This is a genomic window from Bradyrhizobium sp. 27S5, from assembly GCF_037217225.1.
In the GTDB taxonomy this organism is placed as follows: domain Bacteria; phylum Pseudomonadota; class Alphaproteobacteria; order Rhizobiales; family Xanthobacteraceae; genus Bradyrhizobium; species Bradyrhizobium septentrionale.
Map to the genome: position 1 here is coordinate 8,326,101 of NZ_CP147714.1, position 18,173 is coordinate 8,344,273.

Annotated in this window: 17 protein-coding genes and 1 pseudogene; 12 read left to right on the top strand and 6 right to left on the bottom strand. The window is 65.3% G+C overall.

What is annotated here, in order from left to right; genetic code table 11:
- Positions 1-331: 331 nt before the first annotated feature.
- Entirely contained in the window at positions 332-1,471 is a 1,140-nt protein-coding gene (locus WDM24_RS39190; protein ID WP_338829505.1) for an acyl-CoA dehydrogenase family protein, read from the bottom strand.
- 188 nt (positions 1,472-1,659) lie between these two features.
- On the bottom strand, positions 1,660-2,844 hold the full coding sequence (locus tag WDM24_RS39195; RefSeq protein ID WP_338829506.1) for an acyl-CoA dehydrogenase family protein: 1,185 nt from the start codon (positions 2,842-2,844) through the stop codon (positions 1,660-1,662).
- A gap of 167 nt (positions 2,845-3,011) precedes the next feature.
- Here WDM24_RS39195 and WDM24_RS39200 point away from each other — a divergent pair, with 167 nt between their 5' ends.
- Positions 3,012-3,557: a carboxymuconolactone decarboxylase family protein gene (locus tag WDM24_RS39200; RefSeq protein ID WP_338829507.1), complete on the top strand. Its 546-nt coding sequence runs from the start codon at positions 3,012-3,014 to the stop codon at positions 3,555-3,557.
- Between the two features lie 134 nt (positions 3,558-3,691).
- The gene (locus tag WDM24_RS39205) at positions 3,692-4,186 is read left to right on the top strand and encodes a VOC family protein (protein ID WP_338829508.1); all 495 of its coding nucleotides are present in this window, start codon (positions 3,692-3,694) and stop codon (positions 4,184-4,186) included.
- A gap of 281 nt (positions 4,187-4,467) precedes the next feature.
- Here the strand turns inward: WDM24_RS39205 and WDM24_RS39210 are convergent, their stop codons facing one another.
- The 3 genes from WDM24_RS39210 to WDM24_RS39220 all read right to left on the bottom strand — a co-directional run bounded on the left by WDM24_RS39210 (position 4,468) and on the right by WDM24_RS39220 (position 7,832).
- A complete protein-coding gene (locus tag WDM24_RS39210; protein WP_338829509.1) occupies positions 4,468-5,682 on the bottom strand; it encodes an MFS transporter in 1,215 nt (404 codons plus the stop codon).
- Between the two features lie 119 nt (positions 5,683-5,801).
- Positions 5,802-7,046, bottom strand: a complete 1,245-nt coding sequence (locus WDM24_RS39215; RefSeq protein ID WP_338829510.1) for an MFS transporter — start codon at positions 7,044-7,046, stop codon at positions 5,802-5,804.
- 294 nt (positions 7,047-7,340) lie between these two features.
- The gene (locus WDM24_RS39220) at positions 7,341-7,832 is read right to left on the bottom strand and encodes a type II toxin-antitoxin system HicB family antitoxin (RefSeq protein ID WP_166213483.1); all 492 of its coding nucleotides are present in this window, start codon (positions 7,830-7,832) and stop codon (positions 7,341-7,343) included.
- 76 nt (positions 7,833-7,908) lie between these two features.
- On the opposite strand from WDM24_RS39220, the gene WDM24_RS39225 reads away from it, so the two are divergent.
- On the top strand, positions 7,909-8,781 hold the full coding sequence (locus tag WDM24_RS39225; protein WP_338829511.1) for a protein-L-isoaspartate O-methyltransferase family protein: 873 nt from the start codon (positions 7,909-7,911) through the stop codon (positions 8,779-8,781).
- A 107-nt stretch (positions 8,782-8,888) separates the two neighbouring features.
- A pseudogene (locus WDM24_RS39230) lies at positions 8,889-10,957 on the top strand (prolyl oligopeptidase family serine peptidase).
- Between the two features lie 6 nt (positions 10,958-10,963).
- Here the strand turns inward: WDM24_RS39230 and WDM24_RS39235 are convergent.
- Positions 10,964-11,638, bottom strand: a complete 675-nt coding sequence (locus WDM24_RS39235; protein WP_338692939.1) for a DUF938 domain-containing protein — start codon at positions 11,636-11,638, stop codon at positions 10,964-10,966.
- A gap of 416 nt (positions 11,639-12,054) precedes the next feature.
- Here WDM24_RS39235 and soxX point away from each other — a divergent pair, with 416 nt between their 5' ends.
- The 8 genes from soxX to WDM24_RS39275 all read left to right on the top strand — a co-directional run bounded on the left by soxX (position 12,055) and on the right by WDM24_RS39275 (position 18,130).
- Positions 12,055-12,345, top strand: coding sequence for a sulfur oxidation c-type cytochrome SoxX (gene soxX, locus WDM24_RS39240; RefSeq protein WP_051346599.1), 291 nt, complete (start codon positions 12,055-12,057; stop codon positions 12,343-12,345).
- A gap of 32 nt (positions 12,346-12,377) precedes the next feature.
- Complete coding sequence (gene soxY, locus WDM24_RS39245; RefSeq protein WP_029083590.1) at positions 12,378-12,872, top strand: thiosulfate oxidation carrier protein SoxY; 495 nt, start codon at positions 12,378-12,380, stop codon at positions 12,870-12,872.
- 29 nt (positions 12,873-12,901) lie between these two features.
- On the top strand, positions 12,902-13,213 hold the full coding sequence (gene soxZ, locus WDM24_RS39250; RefSeq protein WP_029083589.1) for a thiosulfate oxidation carrier complex protein SoxZ: 312 nt from the start codon (positions 12,902-12,904) through the stop codon (positions 13,211-13,213).
- A gap of 110 nt (positions 13,214-13,323) precedes the next feature.
- Positions 13,324-14,133: a sulfur oxidation c-type cytochrome SoxA gene (gene soxA / locus WDM24_RS39255; protein ID WP_338832526.1), complete on the top strand. Its 810-nt coding sequence runs from the start codon at positions 13,324-13,326 to the stop codon at positions 14,131-14,133.
- Positions 14,130-14,432, top strand: a complete 303-nt coding sequence (locus tag WDM24_RS39260) for a hypothetical protein (RefSeq protein ID WP_338829512.1) — start codon at positions 14,130-14,132, stop codon at positions 14,430-14,432. The genes soxA and WDM24_RS39260 overlap by 4 nt, the downstream gene beginning before the upstream one ends.
- 178 nt (positions 14,433-14,610) lie before the next feature.
- The gene (gene soxB / locus WDM24_RS39265; protein ID WP_338829513.1) at positions 14,611-16,359 is read left to right on the top strand and encodes a thiosulfohydrolase SoxB; all 1,749 of its coding nucleotides are present in this window, start codon (positions 14,611-14,613) and stop codon (positions 16,357-16,359) included.
- Complete coding sequence (locus WDM24_RS39270; protein WP_338692949.1) at positions 16,356-16,811, top strand: hypothetical protein; 456 nt, start codon at positions 16,356-16,358, stop codon at positions 16,809-16,811. The genes soxB and WDM24_RS39270 overlap by 4 nt, the downstream gene beginning before the upstream one ends.
- Before the next feature lie 278 nt (positions 16,812-17,089).
- Positions 17,090-18,130 (top strand): MBL fold metallo-hydrolase, encoded by a 1,041-nt coding sequence (locus WDM24_RS39275; RefSeq protein WP_338829514.1) that lies wholly within the window; start codon positions 17,090-17,092, stop codon positions 18,128-18,130.
- Positions 18,131-18,173 lie beyond the last annotated feature (43 nt).

Consider the following 18,173-nt stretch of genomic DNA (forward strand, 5'->3'; position numbering starts at 1 on the left):
ACCGCTGTCGCCGCACTCTCAATTGTCATCACCCGCGAATGCGGGTGATCCAGTACGCCGCGGCCTGTCGGCTCAAACACAAACGTCTCTGGAATACTGGATCGCCCGGTCGAGTCGGGCGATGACAGTGTGTTGCGCGGAGATGTCGCCGCCGCTGATCGACAGCGCGGCTTGGCCACCGCTGTCACCGCACTCTCACTGTCATCACCCGCGAAGGCGGGTGATCCAGTACGCCGCGGCCTGTCGGCTCAAACACAAACGTCTCTGGAATACTGGATCGCCCGGTCGAGCCGGGCGATGACAGTGTGCGTGTAGCGACGGCTCCCGTGCCTCAGTACCCCTTGCCCTGCGCCAGCTGGTCGGCGTGGAAATTGCTGTCGCCGAACAGCTCCTGGCAGACGCGGGCGCGCTTCATGAAGAAGCCGATGTCGAACTGGTCGGTCATGCCCATGCCGCCATGCATCTGCACGCCTTCCTGGACGGCGAGCGTAGCGGTCGTCCCCGCGCGCGCTTTTGCAACCGCAACCGCATTGCCCGCCTTGTCGAGATCGGCATCGAGCGCCTGCAGCGCCTTCAGCACGGCGGCGCGGGTGATCTCGATATCGATATAGAGCTCGGCAGCGCGATGCTGCAGCGCCTGGAACTCGCCGATCGCCTTGCCGAACTGCTTGCGCTCCTTCAGGTAGGTCACGGTGCGGCCGAACACCTCGTCGGAGAGGCCGACCATTTCGGACGCCACAGCGCCGCGGCCGATATTGAGCACGCCCTCGAGCAGCCCGAAACCCTGATCGACCTCGCCGAGCACGCTGTCGGCATTGACCTCGACCTTGTCGAACACGATACGCGCCGCGTTATGCGAGTCGACCATCGCGGTGCGCTCGATTGCGAGCCCCTTCGCCTTCGGATCGACCAGGAACAGCGTCAGGCCGTTCTTCTCGCCGGCGCTACCCGCGCTGCGCGCGGCCACGATCAGAAGATCGGCGGTGTGGCCGTCGACCACAAAGGCCTTGTCGCCGGATAGCCTGAAGCCGTTGCCGGAGCGCGTCGCCTGCAATCTGGTCTGCAGCGGGCGATGCTTTGCACCCTCGTCGATCGCGAGCGCCACGAGCAGCGAGCCGTCGGTGATTTTCGGCAGATGCTGCGCCTTCTGCGCCTCGCTGCCGCCGCGCGACAGCGCCGAGGTGGCAAGCACCGAGGTCGCGAGGAACGGCGACGGCATCAAGGTGCGGCCGATCTCCTCCATCACGATGCCGGCCTCGACGCAGCCGAGCCCGCTGCCGCCGAACTGGTCGGGCACCAAAAGGCCGGAGAAGCCCATCTCGGCAAACGTTGTCCAGAGCTCGCGCGAGAAGCCGGTGGCATCCTTGCTGTCGCGCAAGGAGCGCAGATGCGCCACCGGCGCCTTGTCGCTGATGAGGCCGCGCGCACTGTCGCGCAGCATGGATTGTTCTTCGGTGAGGACGAGGGCCATGGATGGATTCCGAAATGACGACGATGAATTTTCCAACTGTTGAACCCCCTCCCCCTGCAAGGGGGAGGGTCGGGGTGGGGGTCTGCCGCTTGCTCCGTGCTTGCGGCTTGACCCCCGCCCGTCGCGCTCAGGGAGCGCAAGAGCGCTCCCGAGCGCGCCGACCTCCCCCTTTCAGGGGGAGGTGAAGATCACGCCCCCGGCAGATCGAGGATGCGCTTGGCGACGATGCCGAGCATCACCTCCGAGGTGCCACCCTCGATCGAATTGGCCTTGGTGCGGAGCCAGGCGCGCGGGCGGGCGCCGCCTTTGGAGCGATCGCTCTCCCATTCCAGCGCGTCGATGCCGCCCGCCGACATCAGGATCTCGTAGCGCCGCTTGTTGAGCTCGGTGCCGTAATATTTCATCGCCGAGGAGAACGCCGGATGCGATTGCCCCGCCTTGGCGAGATCGACCGCGCGTTCCGCGGCCGCGGCGAGCGCGGCTTCATCGACCTCGAAGCTCGCGATCTGGCTGCGCAGCTGCGCGTCGTCGAGCTTGCCCTGCGCATCGGCGCCGACCGAGTCGGCTGCGATCTGGCCGAGCGGACGGCCGACGCCGCGCTCGCCCATGCCCGAGATCATCGCGCGCTCGTGCTGCAGCAGGTACTTCGCGACGTCCCAGCCGCGATTGACGGTGCCCACGACATGCGACTTCGGCACGCGGACATTGTCGAAGAAGGTTTCGCAGAACGGCGAATAGCCCGAGATCAGCAGGATCGGCTTGGTCGACACGCCCGTTGATGCCATATCGAACAGGATGAAGCTGATGCCGTCGTGCTTCTTCGCCGCCGGATCGGTGCGCACCAGGCAGAAGATCCAGTCGGCATAGTTGGCGTAGGAGGTCCAGATCTTCTGGCCGTTGATGATGTAGTCGTCGCCGTCGCCGACTGCGCGGGTCTGCAGCGAGGCGAGGTCGGAGCCGGCGTTCGGCTCGGAATAGCCCTGGCACCAGCGGATCAGGCCCGCGGTGATCTTCGGCAAATGCTCCTTCTTCTGCTCCTCGGTGCCGTATTTCAAAAGCGCCGGCCCGAGCATCGAGATGCCGAACGAGGTCAGCGGCGCCCGCGCACCGATTGCGGCCATCTCCTGGCGCACGATCTTGGCCTCCTCGCCATCGAGGCCGCCGCCGCCATATTCCTTCGGCCAATGCGGCACGGTCCAGCCCTTGTCGCGCATCCGCTCGAACCAGACGCGCTGCGCGTCGGACGAGAATTTCGTGTTGCGGCCACCCCAGAAGGTGTCGCCATCCGAGGTCATCGGTTTGCGCATCTCCGCCGGGCAGTTTTGCTCCAGCCAGGCGCGGGTCTCGGCGCGGAATTTCTCGAGGTCAGCCATGGTGCGTTTCCAGTCAAATTCGACGAATTGGGATCGACCTTAGACCTGCGCGGCCGCCGAATTCAATATGCCTCGCGGCCGCGCCATGCTCTGGCGTCGGTGGTCACCTCGCGTGATCGGGTGTATCGGCGAGACAGGTAACGATTGAAAAACAAGAGGAAACGGACATGCGGCTGAAGCTGCTTTCGCCTAGCGAAATGACCGCCGCCCAGAAAGAAACCTACGACGAGTCGATCGCCGGCAAGCGCGGCGCGCCACCGGCGCCGATGATGGCCTGGCTGAACAGCCCGGAGATGGCGCGGCATGCCACGCGGCTCGGCGAGGTGCTGCGCTTCGACACGATCTTCCCGGCAAAGCTGTCGGAGATCGCGATCCTCGTCACCGCGCGGCACTGGACCGCGCATTACGAATGGTATGCCCACAAGCGCCTCGCGCTGAAGGGCGGCCTCGACCCGAAGATCATCGAGGACATTCGCGTGCGCCGGACGCCGACCTTCGACGACCCCAAGGCCAGGATGATCTACGACGTCGCCAAGGCGCTGCACGAGGGCCACGGCCTGCCGAAGCCGCTCTACGACGAGGCAGTCGAGGTGCTGAGCCAGCGCGGCCTCGTCGAGGTGATCGGCCTCTGCGGCTATTACACGATGGTGTCGATGACGCTGAACACGTTCGAGTTCGAGCTGCCCGGCGGCGAACTGTCCGAGCTCGCATAGACTCCACCAAGGATGGCGCTTGCGGAAACGCTGCGTTTCCGGATCAGTCGCTCGGGTCCCGGCAAATCCGGCCTATATCATGCGCTGAGGCCTTGCCCCTGACGGCAAGGCATTGACGCCAACGGAGCCAGGCCATGCCGCAAAATCCTCCCATCGTCGCGGGCACGCGGATCGGGCATGTCCATCTCAAGGTCGCCGATCTCGACCGCGCGCTCGGCTTCTATTGCGGCGTGCTCGGCTTCGAGCTGCAGCAGCGCTTGGGCGCGGACGCGGCCTTCATCTCGGCCGGCGGCTATCACCACCACATCGGCCTCAACACCTGGGAGAGCAAGGGCGGCGATCCGCCGCCACCCGGCACCACTGGCCTGTTCCACACCGCCATCCTCTATCCGACCCGCCCGGCGCTCGCCGACGCGCTGCATCGGGTGCTGTCAGCCGGCATCCAGCTCGACGGCGCCAGCGACCATGGCGTCAGCCAGGCGCTCTATTTGCGCGACCCCGACGAGAACGGCGTCGAGCTCTATTGGGACCGGCCCGAGGCCGAATGGCCGCGCAGTGCCGACGGCAAGCTCGCGATGTTCACGCGACGGCTCGACCTCGACGATCTGTTGAAGCAGCGCGCGGTGTAATTCCGCGGCCCGGATAATTTCGTAGCCCGGATCGCGCTTCGCCGCATCCGGCTACAGGTCTTTATTCCCCTTCCCCCTGAAAGGGGGAAGGTCGGGATGGGGGGCAGCCGCGGGCTCTGCTGCAAGTGGAGAGAGCAGATCCCGACCCGCTTTGCTCTGCGAGCAAAGCGACCTCCCCTTTTCAAGGGGAGGTGGAAAGGCAGATCGGATGGAGTGCAGCGCAATCTGCGGCTTTCTCGCCAATCGATCGAGCGGTCCCGATTACTCTTCGCTCATCCGGGCTACTTCCCCTTCATCATGATCGTCACCGCTGCGATCAGTTCGAGACCGATGCAGCCGTAGAACGGCAGCGTGTAGCTGCCGGAGAGATCGTGCAGCAGTCCGATCACGCCGGGACCGAACGCGTAGGTGATCTGGTTGATCGCGGTGATCAGGCTGACCAGCACGCCGAACGCGCGCGGGTCGAACTCGCGCTGCACGATCAGCGCCGGCAGCGTGATCAGATTGCCGACCGAGAAGCCGAACAGAGCGCAGGCGGCGATCTGCGCGAAATCATTGTGCACGTTGATGATGATGACGAGCGCGATGGCCTGGCTGACAAAGGACAGCGCCGATGCCAGCCGCTGGTTGAGCCGGTCGATCACGAAGGAGAAGGAGACGCGGCCGACCACGGCCATCGCTGTCAGCAGCGCCATCGCCACCGTGGCGCGTTCGCGGCCGATCACCTGGTCGAGATAGGCGATCAGATGGACGATGAAGCCGACCTGGGCGAACAGCACCAGCGCGAAGGCGATCGAGACCGAGAGGAAGCGGATGTCGCGCAGCGCCCGCGCGCGCAGCTGCGTCGCCGACGGGGCATCGGCTGCGGCTGAAGTCACCGCGTGAAGATGCGCCGGCGGGCGCCCGACGAAGATCAGGATCACCGGCACCATCACCACGATCAGCAGCACCGCGGCCGCGCTCATCGCGCCGGAGAAGCCGAACGCGCCGATCCCCGCCACCAATAGCGGGACGCCGACGATGCCGCCGAAGCTCGCGCCGTTCAGCGCCAGGCTGATCGCCATGCCGCGCTTCTTGTCGAACCACAGGCCGAGCGTGTTGGTGATGATGCCGAGGCTGGTGCCCGCCCAGCCGAACGCCAGCAATGCATCGGCGAGATAGAGTTGCCAGGGCTCGCGCACCGCGCCGATCGCGACCGCCGCGACCGCCATCGCGAAGGTGCCTGCGATCAGGCAGCTGCGCGCACCGAACGACTTGATCGCCTCGCTGACGAAGGCAACCAGCGCAGCGCCGAACAGATAGAAGAACGTCGTGCCCGACGAGATCAGCGACGCCGGCCAGCCGTGCAGCCGCTGCAGCTCGGCGACATAGACGCTCTGGCCGTAGAAGCCCAATCCCCAGCCGAAGCTCGCAAGCAGGAAGCAGACCACGACGATGCGCCAGCCCTCGTAACCAAGCGAGGATTCGTCTGATTGCGTGGGCGATGATGCGTCCATTTCTTGCTCTTGCTTCTCACATCGTCATGGCCGGAGTAGTCCGTTCCCACGATGTGAGCAGCCGTGCAAAGCCGGTCATTTCGAAACCGATCGAAGTGTCAGCAATTGGCAGCAGAAAATTAGAGGCTTGGCTCCGGGATTTCTTCCACCGTGCGCACTTTCGCGCGCCGCTTGGCGAATGAGGCGAGCGCCAGCACGGCAAGCCCGAGCAGCACCGGCGGGAACACCACCCAATTGACGGCGTTCCAGCCGTAGTGGGCGAGCAGCTGGCCCGACGAGAACGAGCCGATCGCCATCATGCCGAACACCAGGAAATCGTTGAACGCCTGCACTTTGTTGCGCTCCTGCGGCCGGTGCGTTTCCAGCACCAGCGCGGAGGCGCCAACGAAAGCAAAATTCCAGCCCACGCCGAGCACGAACAGCGTCGCCCAGAAATGCGGCGCCGTGATACCCGACAGGCCGATCATCGCGGCCACCGCCTCCAGCGCCAGCCCGAGCGCGACGATGCGAGGTGCGCCGAACCGCGCGATCAGCGAGCCCGTGAAGAAGCTCGGGCCATACATCGCCACGATGTGCCACTGGATGCCGAAATTGGAATCGCTGACCGACAGCCCGCACATCTTCATGGCGAGCGGCGCCGAGGTCATCACCAGGTTCATCATCGGATAGGCGATCACGCCGCACAGCGCCGCGGCGATGAAGCGCGGCTGCCTTGCGATCTCGAGCAGCGGACGGCCGCCATGCAGATCCGCCGCCGCCGGCTTCGGCGCGTCGACGCCCGACAGCACCGCCATCGCCACCAGCGCGACCAGCGCCTGCATCACGAAGGAGAACGCGAACAGATAAGGCGGCCAGATGTCCATGGTCCATTGCACGAGCTGCGGCCCGAGCACGCCGGCGAACACGCCGCCGGCCATCACCCAGGACACCGCCTTGGGCCGGAACGCGGCGCTCGCGCCATCGGCCGCGGCAAAGCGATAGGATTGCGCGACGGCGCCATAGAGCCCGCCGAGGAAGGTCGCGCCGCAGAACAGCCAGAACGACGAATGCAGGATCGCCCAGGCGCCGAGCGCGCCGGTGAGCGTGCCGCAGAAGGTGCCGACGATGAAGGCGACGCGCCTGCCATAGGCGCGCGAGATCGCGCCGGTCGGCAGCGTGCCGGCGGCAAGCCCGAGCACATACATCGAGAGCGGCACCGTCGCGAGCGAAACGTTCGGCGCCAGCGTCGCGCCGACGATCGAGCCGGTGGCGAAGATCACGGCCGAATTGGCGCCGGTCAGCGCCTGCGCCGCCGCGAGCCGCCACACATTGCCGCGCGCCCGCGCATCGTCGCTCGTCTCGTCAGCAGCTGTCACGTCGATCATCGGTCGTCCCGCACTGAAGCCCCGGCGGGAGCCTCCAATCGCCGGCACTATGGAGAGCGGGTGCAGGCCGATCAACCGGCGCAAACGGACGTACGCCATGCGGGAGGCGCACGAGAGAGCGCACCGCCCTCGTGTGCTATTGCAGGGATGACACTTCTATCAGTCCCGTCATCCTGAGGTGCGAGCGGAGCGAGCCTCGAAGGATGCACGGCCACCAGCCGGGCCGTCGACCCTTCGAGACGGACGCTGCGCGGCCTCCTCAGGGTGACGGTGAGAGAGCTTGACGAGCGACGCCTACCGCGCCGGCTTCTTGCCCGGCCGTTTCTCGGCGCGCAGCGCGCCGGTCTTGTGGACCTTGGAGCGCGGCCCCACGAGGTACGGCTTGTGAACGTGCCATTCAAGCGCAAGCGTCGCGGCGAAACCGAAAAAGCTCGAACGGCTCATGCCGAGTCCGGCGGCATGCTTGTCGATCCGTGCGATGAGGCTCTTCGGCAGATAGACGTTCACGCGCTCGGACGGGTCGGGCGGGTCGACGCCGACCATGAAGAAGGCGGCGACGTCCGAGCCCTTCGGCGCCACGATGCGCTCGATCGGGGTCGGCTCCGGCAATGGCTTGCCCTGCTCGACCCAGCCGTCGACGGTCTGCGCCAGCGTATGCTCGGCGCGCTCGATCGCGTCTTCCTGCGATCGCCCCGCGGCAACGCAGCCCGGAAAGTCCGGAAACCATGCCCCGAACGCGCCGCGCGGACCGCGCTCCAGCACGGCCGGATAAAGCCGTCTCTTCATTCTGGCCTCCGCTATCAGCGTATGCTATTTCACACACCTTGATGTGTCAAATAACACAACGCATGAGAGCGCAGGAATGGACCGGCAGGCCGAACTCCGCATCATCCGCGCCGCCTATGCCAAGCAGATCATGGCTGCCGCCAACGTCAGCGACACACGCGTGGCCGCGGCCTTCGCCGCCGTTCCACGCGAGGACTTCGTCGGCCCGGGACCGTGGATGATGCTGCGATGGTGGACCCGCGACTATGCGCCGACGCCCGATGCCGATCCGGTCTATCTCTACACCAACGATCTGGTCGCGCTGTTGCCCGAGCGCCGCCTCAACAACGGCCAGCCGTCGCTGCATGCCCATCTCATGCACCAGGCGGCGCCCGCCGCCGGCGAGCACGTGGTGCATGTCGGAACGGGCACGGGCTATTACACCGCGCTCCTCGCGCATCTGGTCGGACCGACCGGCCGCGTCAGCGGCATCGAATACGATCCGGAGCTTGCCGCACGCGCCCGCGCCAATCTTGCTTCCTGCCGGAATGTCGAGATCATCGAGGGCGACGGCACGCTTGTCGCGTTCGATTCGGCCGACGTGATCTACGTCAACGCCGGCTGCACCCGGCCTGCCGCGCGATGGCTCGACGGCCTCGCCGACGGCGGTCGCCTGATCGTGCCGCTGACGTCGGATCAGGGATTCAAGGGCGGCGCGCCGGAGCAGGTGGCGCGATCCGGTGCGGTGTTCCGCGTCCGGCGCGAGGGAGCAGACTATCAAGCTTCCTGGATCTCACCGGTCGCGATCATTCCTTGCGACGGCGGCCGTGACGAACCGTCCGAAAAGGCGTTGGCCGAAGCCTTCGCCCGCGGCGGCTGGCAGAAGGTGACGCGGCTCCATCGCGACGCCGACATTCCCGACGAACGCTGCTGGCTGCGCGGGGATGGCTGGTGCCTCGCCTATAGTTGATCCATACCCGATGTTCGCCACACGACGCGCAATGGACAGCAAGCGGGCGTCCGCGTAGATCAAGTATGATCGTCAAGCCTCCCCTATCATCGTCGATGGAGTCAGCTGTGTCCCCAGACGAAAGGCCCACTCTCGCCGCTCCTGACGATGATCCCTATCTGTGGCTGGAAGATATCGAGGGAGACCGCGCACTCGATTTCGTCGAACGGCAGAACCGGCTGACGCTGGAAAAATTCGGCGGCGCGCGATTTGCGGCTGACCGCGACCTGTTGGCCGCGATCTACGACCGGCCGGACAATATCCCCTACGTCACGCGCCGCGGCGGGCTGCTCTACAATCTCTGGAAGGACGCGAACAATCCGCGCGGCCTGTGGCGGCGGACGACGCTTGAGGAGTTTCGCAAGCCGAAGCCCGAATGGGAAATTCTACTCGATATCGACAAGCTTGCCAGCGAGGAAAACAAGGACTGGCTGCTGAGCTGGACCCATGCGCCTCCCGAAGCGGGTTCGCGCGCGATCGTAAGTCTGTCGCGCGGCGGCAGCGATGCCACCACGCTGCGTGAATACGACCTGGAAGCGAAGAGCTTCGTCGTTGACGGATTTGTGCTGCCGGAAGCAAAGAGTGGCGCCGAATGGGCCGATGCCGATACGCTGCTGCTGGCGAGCGTGGTTGGCGAAGGCATGGCCACGACCTCCGGCTATGCCCGCACCGTCAGGCGCTGGCGCCGTGGCGAGGCCGTCGAACAGGCTCCGGTGATTTTCGAGGTACCCGCCGACCATATGGCGGCATACTGCGGCGGCGACCGAACTGGGCCCAGTCCGCGCATCTGGTTCACCGATCGCATCGACTTCTTCAATCTCAAGGTCTGGCTCGGCGACGAGACCGGCGCGAAAACCAAGCTCGATCTGCCGACCGACATCTGGCTCGAAGCGCAGCAGGACTGGCTGGCGGTCAAGCTGCGCTCGGCATGGACCGTGGCGGAGAAGACCTATGCGGCCGATTCCGTGCTCGGCATATCGCTGTCGGCCTTTCTCGCAGGCGATCGCCATTTCACTGTCGTGTTCGAACCGGGCGCGCGGCGCGCGCTGCAGGGATTTTTCTGGACCGACGGCGTACTGGTGCTGTCGACCCTGGATGAGTTGCGACCGGTTTTCGAACTCTGCACACCCTCGGCCAATGACTGGACCCGCCGGAATCTGCCAGGGCTTCCCGAGATCGGGGTGGTCGATGTCTGGCGCCTCGATGTGCACGAGTCCGAGAGCAACGGCGACATGCTGGCCAATGTGCAGGACCCGCTGACGCCGCCCTCCCTGATGCTGGTCGACGGCGTCGCGAGCCCGGCACTGTTGAAGCAGGCGCCGAAGACGTTCTCCGCCGACGGGCTCGTGACCACCCAGCACGAGGCCATCTCGGTCGACGGCGAGCGCATCCCCTACGTGCAGACCGGGCCTGCGACGAGAGCGGCGACGCTCCGGTCTATATGAGCGCGTATGGCGGCTTCGGTCTCGCCGTAAAACCCTATTACAGTTCGGCGCTCGGCAAGCTGTGGCTGGAGCGCGGCGGCTCCACGGTGCAGGCGAACATCCGCGGCGGCGGAGAGTTCGGCACACGCTGGCACGATGCCGGCCGCAATGCCGGCAAGCGGCTGGCGCATGACGACTTCGCCGCGGTCGCTGCCGATCTGGTCAGACGCGGCGTGACACGCGCCAGCCGGATTGCCGCGGAAGGTGGATCGAACGGCGGCATCCTGATCACCAACATGCTGACGCGCTATCCTGAACGGTTCGGCGCCCTGTTCTGCACGATTCCGCTGATCGACATGCGCCGCTACACCAAGCTTCTCGCCGGGGCGAGCTGGATGGCGGAATATGGCGATCCCGACAAGCCGGAGGAGTGGGACTGGTTGCAGACCTACTCGGCCTATCATGCGGCGAAGTCAGGACAGCACTATCCGCCGATCCTGATCGCCACCACAAGGCGCGACGACCGTGTTCATCCCGGACACGCGCGAAAGATGACGGCCAAGCTGCAGGCGATGGGATACGAGGCCTATCTCTACGAGCCCGCCGCCGGCGGCCATGGCTACGGCAAGGACAACCAGGAACGCGCCGCCTTCATCGCGCTCGGCTACACCTTCCTGAAGGACAAGATCGGCTGGATCGACAACGGCGCCTGAGCGCGGCTACTTGCGCACGAACATCAGGATCATGTTGTTGGCCGGCATCTCGAAGGCGCCGCCGAGCTTCAGCCCGACGCTCTCCGCAAGCCTCTCGACCTCGGCGATATCGCGCACGCCCCATTCGGCGTCGCGTTCACGCAACGAGGTGTCGAACACGGCGTTGCTGAGCGCGGTGTGCTTGCCGTCGCGCTTGAACGGGCCGTAGAGGAACAGCCGGCCGTCGGCGCGCAGATGCCGCGCGGCGCCGGCGAACAGGCCCTCGGCGACGCGCCACGGCGCGATGTGGATCACGTTGGCGCAGAAGATCGCGAGCAGCTTGTCCGGACCTTCGCCGGCGGACGGCGCCGGCGACCAGGCCGGATCGGACACATCGATCGGTTGCGGCGGCTCGATATTGGCAAGCCCGGCATGCGCGCGCCAGGCGGCGATGCTGCGCAGGTGCGCCGGATGGAGGTCGCTCGGCCACCAAATGATGTCAGGCGTCTGACCCGCGAAATAGACGACATGCTGGCCGGTGCCGCTGCCGGCCTCCAGCACGTCGCCGGATTGGCCGGCGAGGAAGCGTTTCAGGACCGCCCAGATCGGTTGATGGTTGCGGTGGAACGCTGCCGCGTCGAGCCGCCCGTCCGCCTCGACCGGCTGGCCATCCTTGCCGAACTCCACCACGAACTCCGCCACCACTTCTCTCCCTCACGCCAGCCGCTTCTGAACCGTGCAACTGCCATCGGCAAGAGCGGAACCCGCATAGCATACTGCCAAACCGTCATCCCCGCGCAAAGGCTTCGCCTTTGTCGCTGGAGGTGCGAGCTCTTGCGAGCCTCGAAGGATGCACGGCCACAGTCGGGCCGTCGACCCTTCGAGGCTCGCTCCGCTCGCACCTCAGGGTGACGGGTCTAATCTCGTCTGCGCTGACTGTCCGCAAGTGCATTAACCCCATCGCAACGCAACCATTCTCCACATTGCCAGCCGATGGCCTTTGTGCTTTCCACTCTTTATATTGCGATGGGATCATCGAGATTGAAGCCCGGGAAACGTCCTTGATCGCCACTTTCTCCAAGCCAGCCTTCGTCCTGGCGCTGCTGGCAGGCACCGCCATGGCGGTGCCCGCGCAGGCACAATCTGCCGCCGAGGGCCAGAAACTCGCCTTCGACCGCGGGAAGGGCAATTGCCTGACCTGCCATGTCATCAAGGGCGGCGACCTGCCGGGCACAATCGGCCCCGAGCTGACGGGCCTCAAGGCGAAATACAGCCGCGATGAGCTGGTCGCGATCGTAACCGATGAGACCAAGCGCAACCCGCAAACCGTGATGCCGCCGTTCGGCCGAAACCGGATTTTGAGCGAGAAGGAAATCAACGCGGTGGTGGACTTCCTGCAGACGTTGTGACGCCGCGACCGCCGCTCGAGGAGATTTTTTCGATGAACATCACGACCAGCGAATTCTTCAAGACGCGCCGCCTGCTGCTGAAGGGCGCCGGCGTCGCCGCATTGATCGGCCTTGGGGTCATTCCGTTCGACGTGCCGCAGGCGCTCGCCGCCGCCAACGACAAATATCCGGAAGACGCGTTCAAGCAGAAGAGCGAGGCCGACGCGATCAAGGCGCTCTACGGCAAGACTGCCGAGCCCTCGGACAAGGTCAAGATGGACGCGCCGGAGATCGCCGAGAACGGCGCGGTGGTGCCGATCTCCGCCACCACGACGCTATCAGACGTCACCTCGATCTCGTTTCTGGTCAGCGAGAACCCGATCTCGCTGGTCGCCTCGTACAAGATTCCGGCCGGCACGCTGCCGACGGTTGCCAACCGCATCAAGATGGCCAAGACCAGCAACGTCACCGTGATCGTCGAGGCCGGCGGCAAGCTCTACAGCGCCCAAAAGGAAATCAAGGTCACCGTCGGCGGCTGCGGCGGCTGATCACGCGCAAACGATAAGGAAGCAAACCGATGGCATCGAGCATTCGCGTGCGCGCCACGTCAAACGGCGACACCACCGAGGTGCAGGCGCTGATCCAGCATCCGATGGATTCCGGCTTCGTCAAGGACGCCAAGGGCGAGATCATTCCGCCGCACTTCATCCAGGTGCTGACCTTCGAGTATGACGGCAAGCCGGTGTTCGTCGCCGACTGGGGCGGCGGCGTCTCCAAGGACCCCTATGTCAAGTTCGCCTTCAAGGGCGGCAAGAAGGGCGACGATCTGAAGGTCAGCTGGGTCGACAACAAGGGCGCGACCGACACCGCCACGGCGAAGATCCAATGACGCGGCGCCTCGCAATCCGCGCTCTAGAGCGTTTTCGAGCGAAGTGGACGCCGGTTCGCGTGAAGAAAACGCGTCAAAACAAAAATCTGGTCGCAACGCTTGCGCTCGGCATGCTGACGCTCGCGCCGGCCGTGCGCGCGGCCGACACCGTCGATCCCGCCGCCGACAAGGCCGCGTTCCAGAAATTCTTCACCAGCAAATTTCCCAAGCTGAAGCCCGAGGATTTCGTCAACGGTCCCTATTCGATGAACGAGGACCTGCACAAGCAGTGGGAGGAGAAGGAGCAGTTTCCGCCCTACGAGTTCTCGCTCGAAGCCGGCAAGGAGATGTTCTCGACGCCGTTCAAGAACGGCAAGACCTACGCCGACTGCTTCCCGAACCAGGGCATCGGCATCCGCCAGAACTATCCCTATTTCGACGAGAAGGAAGGCAAGGTCGTCACGCTCGAGCTCGCGCTCAACCGCTGCCGCGAGGCCAATGGCGAGGCGCCGTTCTCCTATGTGAAGGACGACATGGCGGCGCTCACCGCCTACATGGCCTTCACCTCGCGCGGCAAGCCGATGGATATCAAGATCCCGAACGATCCACGCGCGCTGGAGGCCTATCAGAAGGGCAAGGAGTATTTCTACACCCGCCGCGGCCAGCTCAATTTCTCCTGCGCCACCTGCCACATCCAGAGCCCGGGCGAGCGGATCCGCGCCGAGGTGCTGGCGCCGGCGCTCGGCATCCTGAACGCGATGCCGATCTACCGCTCGGAATGGTCAGGGATGGGCACCACCAGCCGCCGCTTCACCACCTGCAACAGCCAGATCCGCGGCGTGCCGCTCAATCCGCAGGACGACGAGTATCGCAACCTCGAATATTATCTGTCCTACGTCAGCAACGGCCTGCCGATTTCGGGGCCGGGAGCGCGGCCATGAGAACCATCTTCGCAGCATCAGCCCTGCTGCTCGCAACAGCGACGGGGCCCCTCGCCGCCTCCGAGGCCGACTATAAGGCGGCCTATGCCGCGGCCGAAGCCGCCAACAAGGAAGCAGGCAGCCTGCGCAACCAGTGGACCACCACCGCCGCGACGCTATCCGCCGCAAAAAAGGCCGGTGAGGCTGGTGATTTCGACACCGCCGTCGCCCAGGCCAAGGAGGCCGAGGCACTGGCAAAGGCATCGATCTTCCAGGCCACCAGCGAGAAGGAACGCTGGAAAGACATGGAAATTCGCTGACGCATAGGAGTTAGGAAGGCACTGGCGAAAGGGTTCCCTCCCCCCTTGCGGGGGAGGGTTAGGGAGAGGGGTGAGCCGCACGGGCGGTGTTCGTGGCTTACCCCACTCTCCAACTCTCCCCCACAAGGGGAGAGAGCCCGACCACCGCCCGCGTGACTTCGAGCCAAGTGCTGAGAGAGTGATGATCATCCGCCGCGAATTCCTGAGAGCTTCGGCCGCCGCGACGCTCGTGGCCGGCCTGCCCCGGCTTGCGCGCGGCGCCGATACCGCCAGCGTCTACGACCTCGAGCGCTTCGGCAACGCCCGTATCCTGCACATGACTGACACCCATGCGCAGCTGAAGCCGGTGTTCTTCCGCGAGCCCAGCGTCAATCTCGGCGTCGGCGCGATGGCCGGCCAGCCGCCGCATCTGGTCGGCAAGGCGTTCCTCGACCGCTTCGGCATCCGGCCCGACAGCGCCGACGCCTATGCCTTCACCTGCGTCGAGTTCGAGAAGGCCGCCGGCCGCTTCGGCAAGCTCGGCGGCTTTGCCCATCTGAAGACGCTGGTCGACAAGCTGCGCGCCGATGTCGGCGAAAAGCGCTCGATCCTGCTCGATGGCGGCGACCTCTGGCAGGGCTCAGGGCTCGCCAACGCCATGAACGGCGCCGACATGGTGGAGGCCGCCAATTTGCTCGGCATCGAGGCGATGACCGGGCATTGGGAATTCACCTATGGCGAAGAGGTGCTGCGCGACAATCTCGCCCGCTTCAAGGGTGAGTTCCTGGCGCAGAACGTGTTCCTGACTGAGGAAGCCGCGTTCAACGACGCCAAGGCGTTCGATCCGGCCTCGGGGCGTGTGTTCAAGCCGTCTGTCATCAGGGAGATCGGCGGGCACCGCGTCGCGATCATCGGCCAGGCCTTCCCCTATGTGCCGATCGCGCATCCCAAGCGCTTCACGCCGGACTGGAAGTTCGGCATCCGCGACGAGGAGCTGCAAAAGCTGGTCGATGGCCATCGCAACAACGACAAGGTCGAGGCGGTGATCCTGCTGTCGCATAACGGCATGGATGTCGATCTCAAGCTCGCCAGCCGCGTCACCGGCATCGACGTCATCCTCGGCGGCCACACCCATGACGCGATCCCGATCCCGATCACGGTGACCAATGCCGGCGGCGTGACGCTGGTCACCAATGCCGGCTCCAACGGCAAGTTCATCGGCGTGCTCGATCTCGACCTCGCCAAGGGCAAGGTCGCCAATGTCCGCTACCGCCTGCTGCCGGTGTTTGCCGAACTGCTGAAGCCCGATCCGGCGATGCAGACGCTGATCGACAAGATGCGCGACCCGCATGTCGACGACTGGAGCGACAAGCTCGGCACGGCCGACCGGCTGCTCTACCGCCGCGGCAATTTCTCCGGCACCGTCGACCAGTTGATCTGCGACGCGCTCTTGAGCGAGCTCAACGCCGAGATCGCGCTGTCGCCGGGTTTCCGCTGGGGCCTCACCGCGCTCGCCGGCCAGCCGCTGACCATGGAAGACGTGCTGTCGGAAACCGCGATCACCTATCCCGAGACCTACGTCGCCACCATGACCGGCAGCCAGATCAAGGACGTGCTGGAAGACGTCTGCGACAATCTGTTCAACGTCGATCCCTATTATCAGCAAGGCGGCGACATGGTCCGCGTCGGCGGCCTCGCCTATGCCTGCACGCCGGGCGAATCCGTCGGCAAGCGCATTTCCGAGCTGAAGCTCGGCAACGGCAAGCATCTCGAAGCCGGCAAGCACTACAAGGTCGCGGGTTGGGCCTCGGTCAACCAGCAGAGCGGCGCGCCGATCTGGGAAGTCGTGGCCAAGCACCTGCGCTCCGGCCGGCCGCCGAACCGCGACGAGCCCGGCGTGACGCTGAAGGGCGTCGACGACAACCCGGGCATGACGAAGCTCGGATGACGCGGCGCCCGATCATCGCAGCGCTCGGCCTGGCGGCGCTCGCGCTTGCAACGCCGCTCGCCCGCGCCCAGCTGGCGCCGCTGCAGGACAAGCCGTTCGCCGAGCACAAGATCGTGCTACAGCTCTCCGACAATGATCCGAGGAAGCAGGGCCTCGTCATCAGCGTCGCCAACAATCTGATGAAGCACTACGACCCCGACAAGGTCGCGGTCGAGATCGTCGCCTTCGGCCCGGGCATCGAGCTGCTCAAGCCCGACAATCCGAACCGCAAGCTGGTCGAAAGCCTGGTCGCGCAGGGTGCGCGGGTCGATATCTGCCTCAACACCGTCGACACGATCGAGCGCGACACCGGCAAGCGGCCCGACTACATCGCAGCCGCCACTCCGGTGCAGGTCGGCGTCGCGCAAATCCTGCTCTTGACCGAGAACGGATATACGCTGGTGCGGCCCTGACGGAGCCGCAGGAGCAGGGCTGGAGTAAGTCACGAAATATGGCCCGTCATCCTGAGGTGCACGCGCAAGCGTGCCTCGAAGGATGCACGGCCCCGATGCCTCCGCGCTCCACCGTTCCTTTCGTGAGAGACCCGGGCCGTCCACCCTTCGAGACGCCGCCTACGCGGCTCCTCAGGGTGACGGGACAGGCTGGAACGGGGATGGATTTGCTTTGAATCGACCCCATCTATGGAATAATATCCTCCCTGTGACTCGGCCCGGAGAATAGGTAAGCCGTCATGATCTTTCGCCAGCTCTTCGACAGCGTGTCCGGCACCTACAGCTATCTGCTCGCGAGCCGCGCCGGCGGCGAGGCGCTGATCCTCGATCCGGTGCTGGAGAAGGCCGACCGCTACTGCAAGCTGCTGCAGGAACTCGACCTCAGGCTGGTCAAGGCCGTCGATACACATCTGCATGCCGATCACGTCACCGGCCTCGGCGAGCTGCGCGACCGCACCCAGTGCATCACCATCATGGGCGAGCAGAGCAAGGCCGACGTGGTGTCGATGCGCGTTTCCGACGGCGACAAAGTGACGATCGAGGGCCTCTGCCTCGAGGCGATGTACACGCCCGGCCACACCGACGATTCCTATAGCTATCTGATGGGCGACCGCGTGTTCACCGGCGATACGCTGTTGATCCGCGGCACCGGCCGCACCGATTTCCAGAACGGCAGCGCGCGGGCCCAGTACGATTCGATCTTCAATCGCCTCTTGAGGCTGCCCGAGGAGACCATGGTGTTCCCCGCACATGACTACAAGGGCGACACCGTCTCCACGATCGGCGAGGAGAAGCGCTACAATCCGCGGCTGCAGGTCAAATCGATCGACGACTATGTCGAGCTGATGAACAACCTCAATCTGCCGAACCCGAAGCTGATGGATGTCGTGCTGCCCGCCAACATGCATGTCGGCCTGCACCAGGACGAGCTCACCAAGGAAGGCCTCTCCCTCAACGCACGCGACGCCATCGCGAGCCTCGGCCGGCCCGATATCCTGCTGGTGGATTTGCGCGAGAGCGGCGAACGGGCCAAGCACGGCACGCTCGCCGGCGCGCTGCACGCGCCCTATCCCGGGATTTGCGCCACATTGCAGCCCGGCGGCATGCTGCGCGAAGTTGCCGCCGCGACCGGCCGCCGCGTCGTGTTCTTCTGCGCCTTCGGCGAACGCTCGGCGATGGCGGTGGCCGCCGCGAAGAAGGCGGGACTGGCGAACACCGCGCATATCGAGGGCGGCATGGATGCGTGGAAGAAGGCCGGCGGGCCGGTGGTGCTGGGGTAATTCCCTAGGCTCTTCGCTAACGCGCGCGAAATTATCTACCGTC

Excerpts from the sequence above, each read along its gene's own strand:
- WDM24_RS39190 (WP_338829505.1), bottom strand. The coding sequence starts at position 1,471 with ATGGCCCTCGTCCTCACCGAAGAACAATCCATGCTGCGCGACAGTGCG.
- WDM24_RS39195 (WP_338829506.1), bottom strand. The coding sequence starts at position 2,844 with ATGGCTGACCTCGAGAAATTCCGCGCCGAGACCCGCGCCTGGCTGGAG.
- WDM24_RS39200 (WP_338829507.1), top strand. The coding sequence starts at position 3,012 with ATGCGGCTGAAGCTGCTTTCGCCTAGCGAAATGACCGCCGCCCAGAAA.
- WDM24_RS39205 (WP_338829508.1), top strand. The coding sequence starts at position 3,692 with ATGCCGCAAAATCCTCCCATCGTCGCGGGCACGCGGATCGGGCATGTC.
- WDM24_RS39210 (WP_338829509.1), bottom strand. The coding sequence starts at position 5,682 with ATGGACGCATCATCGCCCACGCAATCAGACGAATCCTCGCTTGGTTAC.
- WDM24_RS39215 (WP_338829510.1), bottom strand. The coding sequence starts at position 7,046 with ATGATCGACGTGACAGCTGCTGACGAGACGAGCGACGATGCGCGGGCG.
- WDM24_RS39220 (WP_166213483.1), bottom strand. The coding sequence starts at position 7,832 with ATGAAGAGACGGCTTTATCCGGCCGTGCTGGAGCGCGGTCCGCGCGGC.
- WDM24_RS39225 (WP_338829511.1), top strand. The coding sequence starts at position 7,909 with ATGGACCGGCAGGCCGAACTCCGCATCATCCGCGCCGCCTATGCCAAG.
- soxX (WP_051346599.1), top strand. The coding sequence starts at position 12,055 with ATGGCGGTGCCCGCGCAGGCACAATCTGCCGCCGAGGGCCAGAAACTC.
- soxY (WP_029083590.1), top strand. The coding sequence starts at position 12,378 with ATGAACATCACGACCAGCGAATTCTTCAAGACGCGCCGCCTGCTGCTG.
- soxZ (WP_029083589.1), top strand. The coding sequence starts at position 12,902 with ATGGCATCGAGCATTCGCGTGCGCGCCACGTCAAACGGCGACACCACC.
- soxA (WP_338832526.1), top strand. The coding sequence starts at position 13,324 with ATGCTGACGCTCGCGCCGGCCGTGCGCGCGGCCGACACCGTCGATCCC.
- WDM24_RS39260 (WP_338829512.1), top strand. The coding sequence starts at position 14,130 with ATGAGAACCATCTTCGCAGCATCAGCCCTGCTGCTCGCAACAGCGACG.
- WDM24_RS39270 (WP_338692949.1), top strand. The coding sequence starts at position 16,356 with ATGACGCGGCGCCCGATCATCGCAGCGCTCGGCCTGGCGGCGCTCGCG.
- WDM24_RS39275 (WP_338829514.1), top strand. The coding sequence starts at position 17,090 with ATGATCTTTCGCCAGCTCTTCGACAGCGTGTCCGGCACCTACAGCTAT.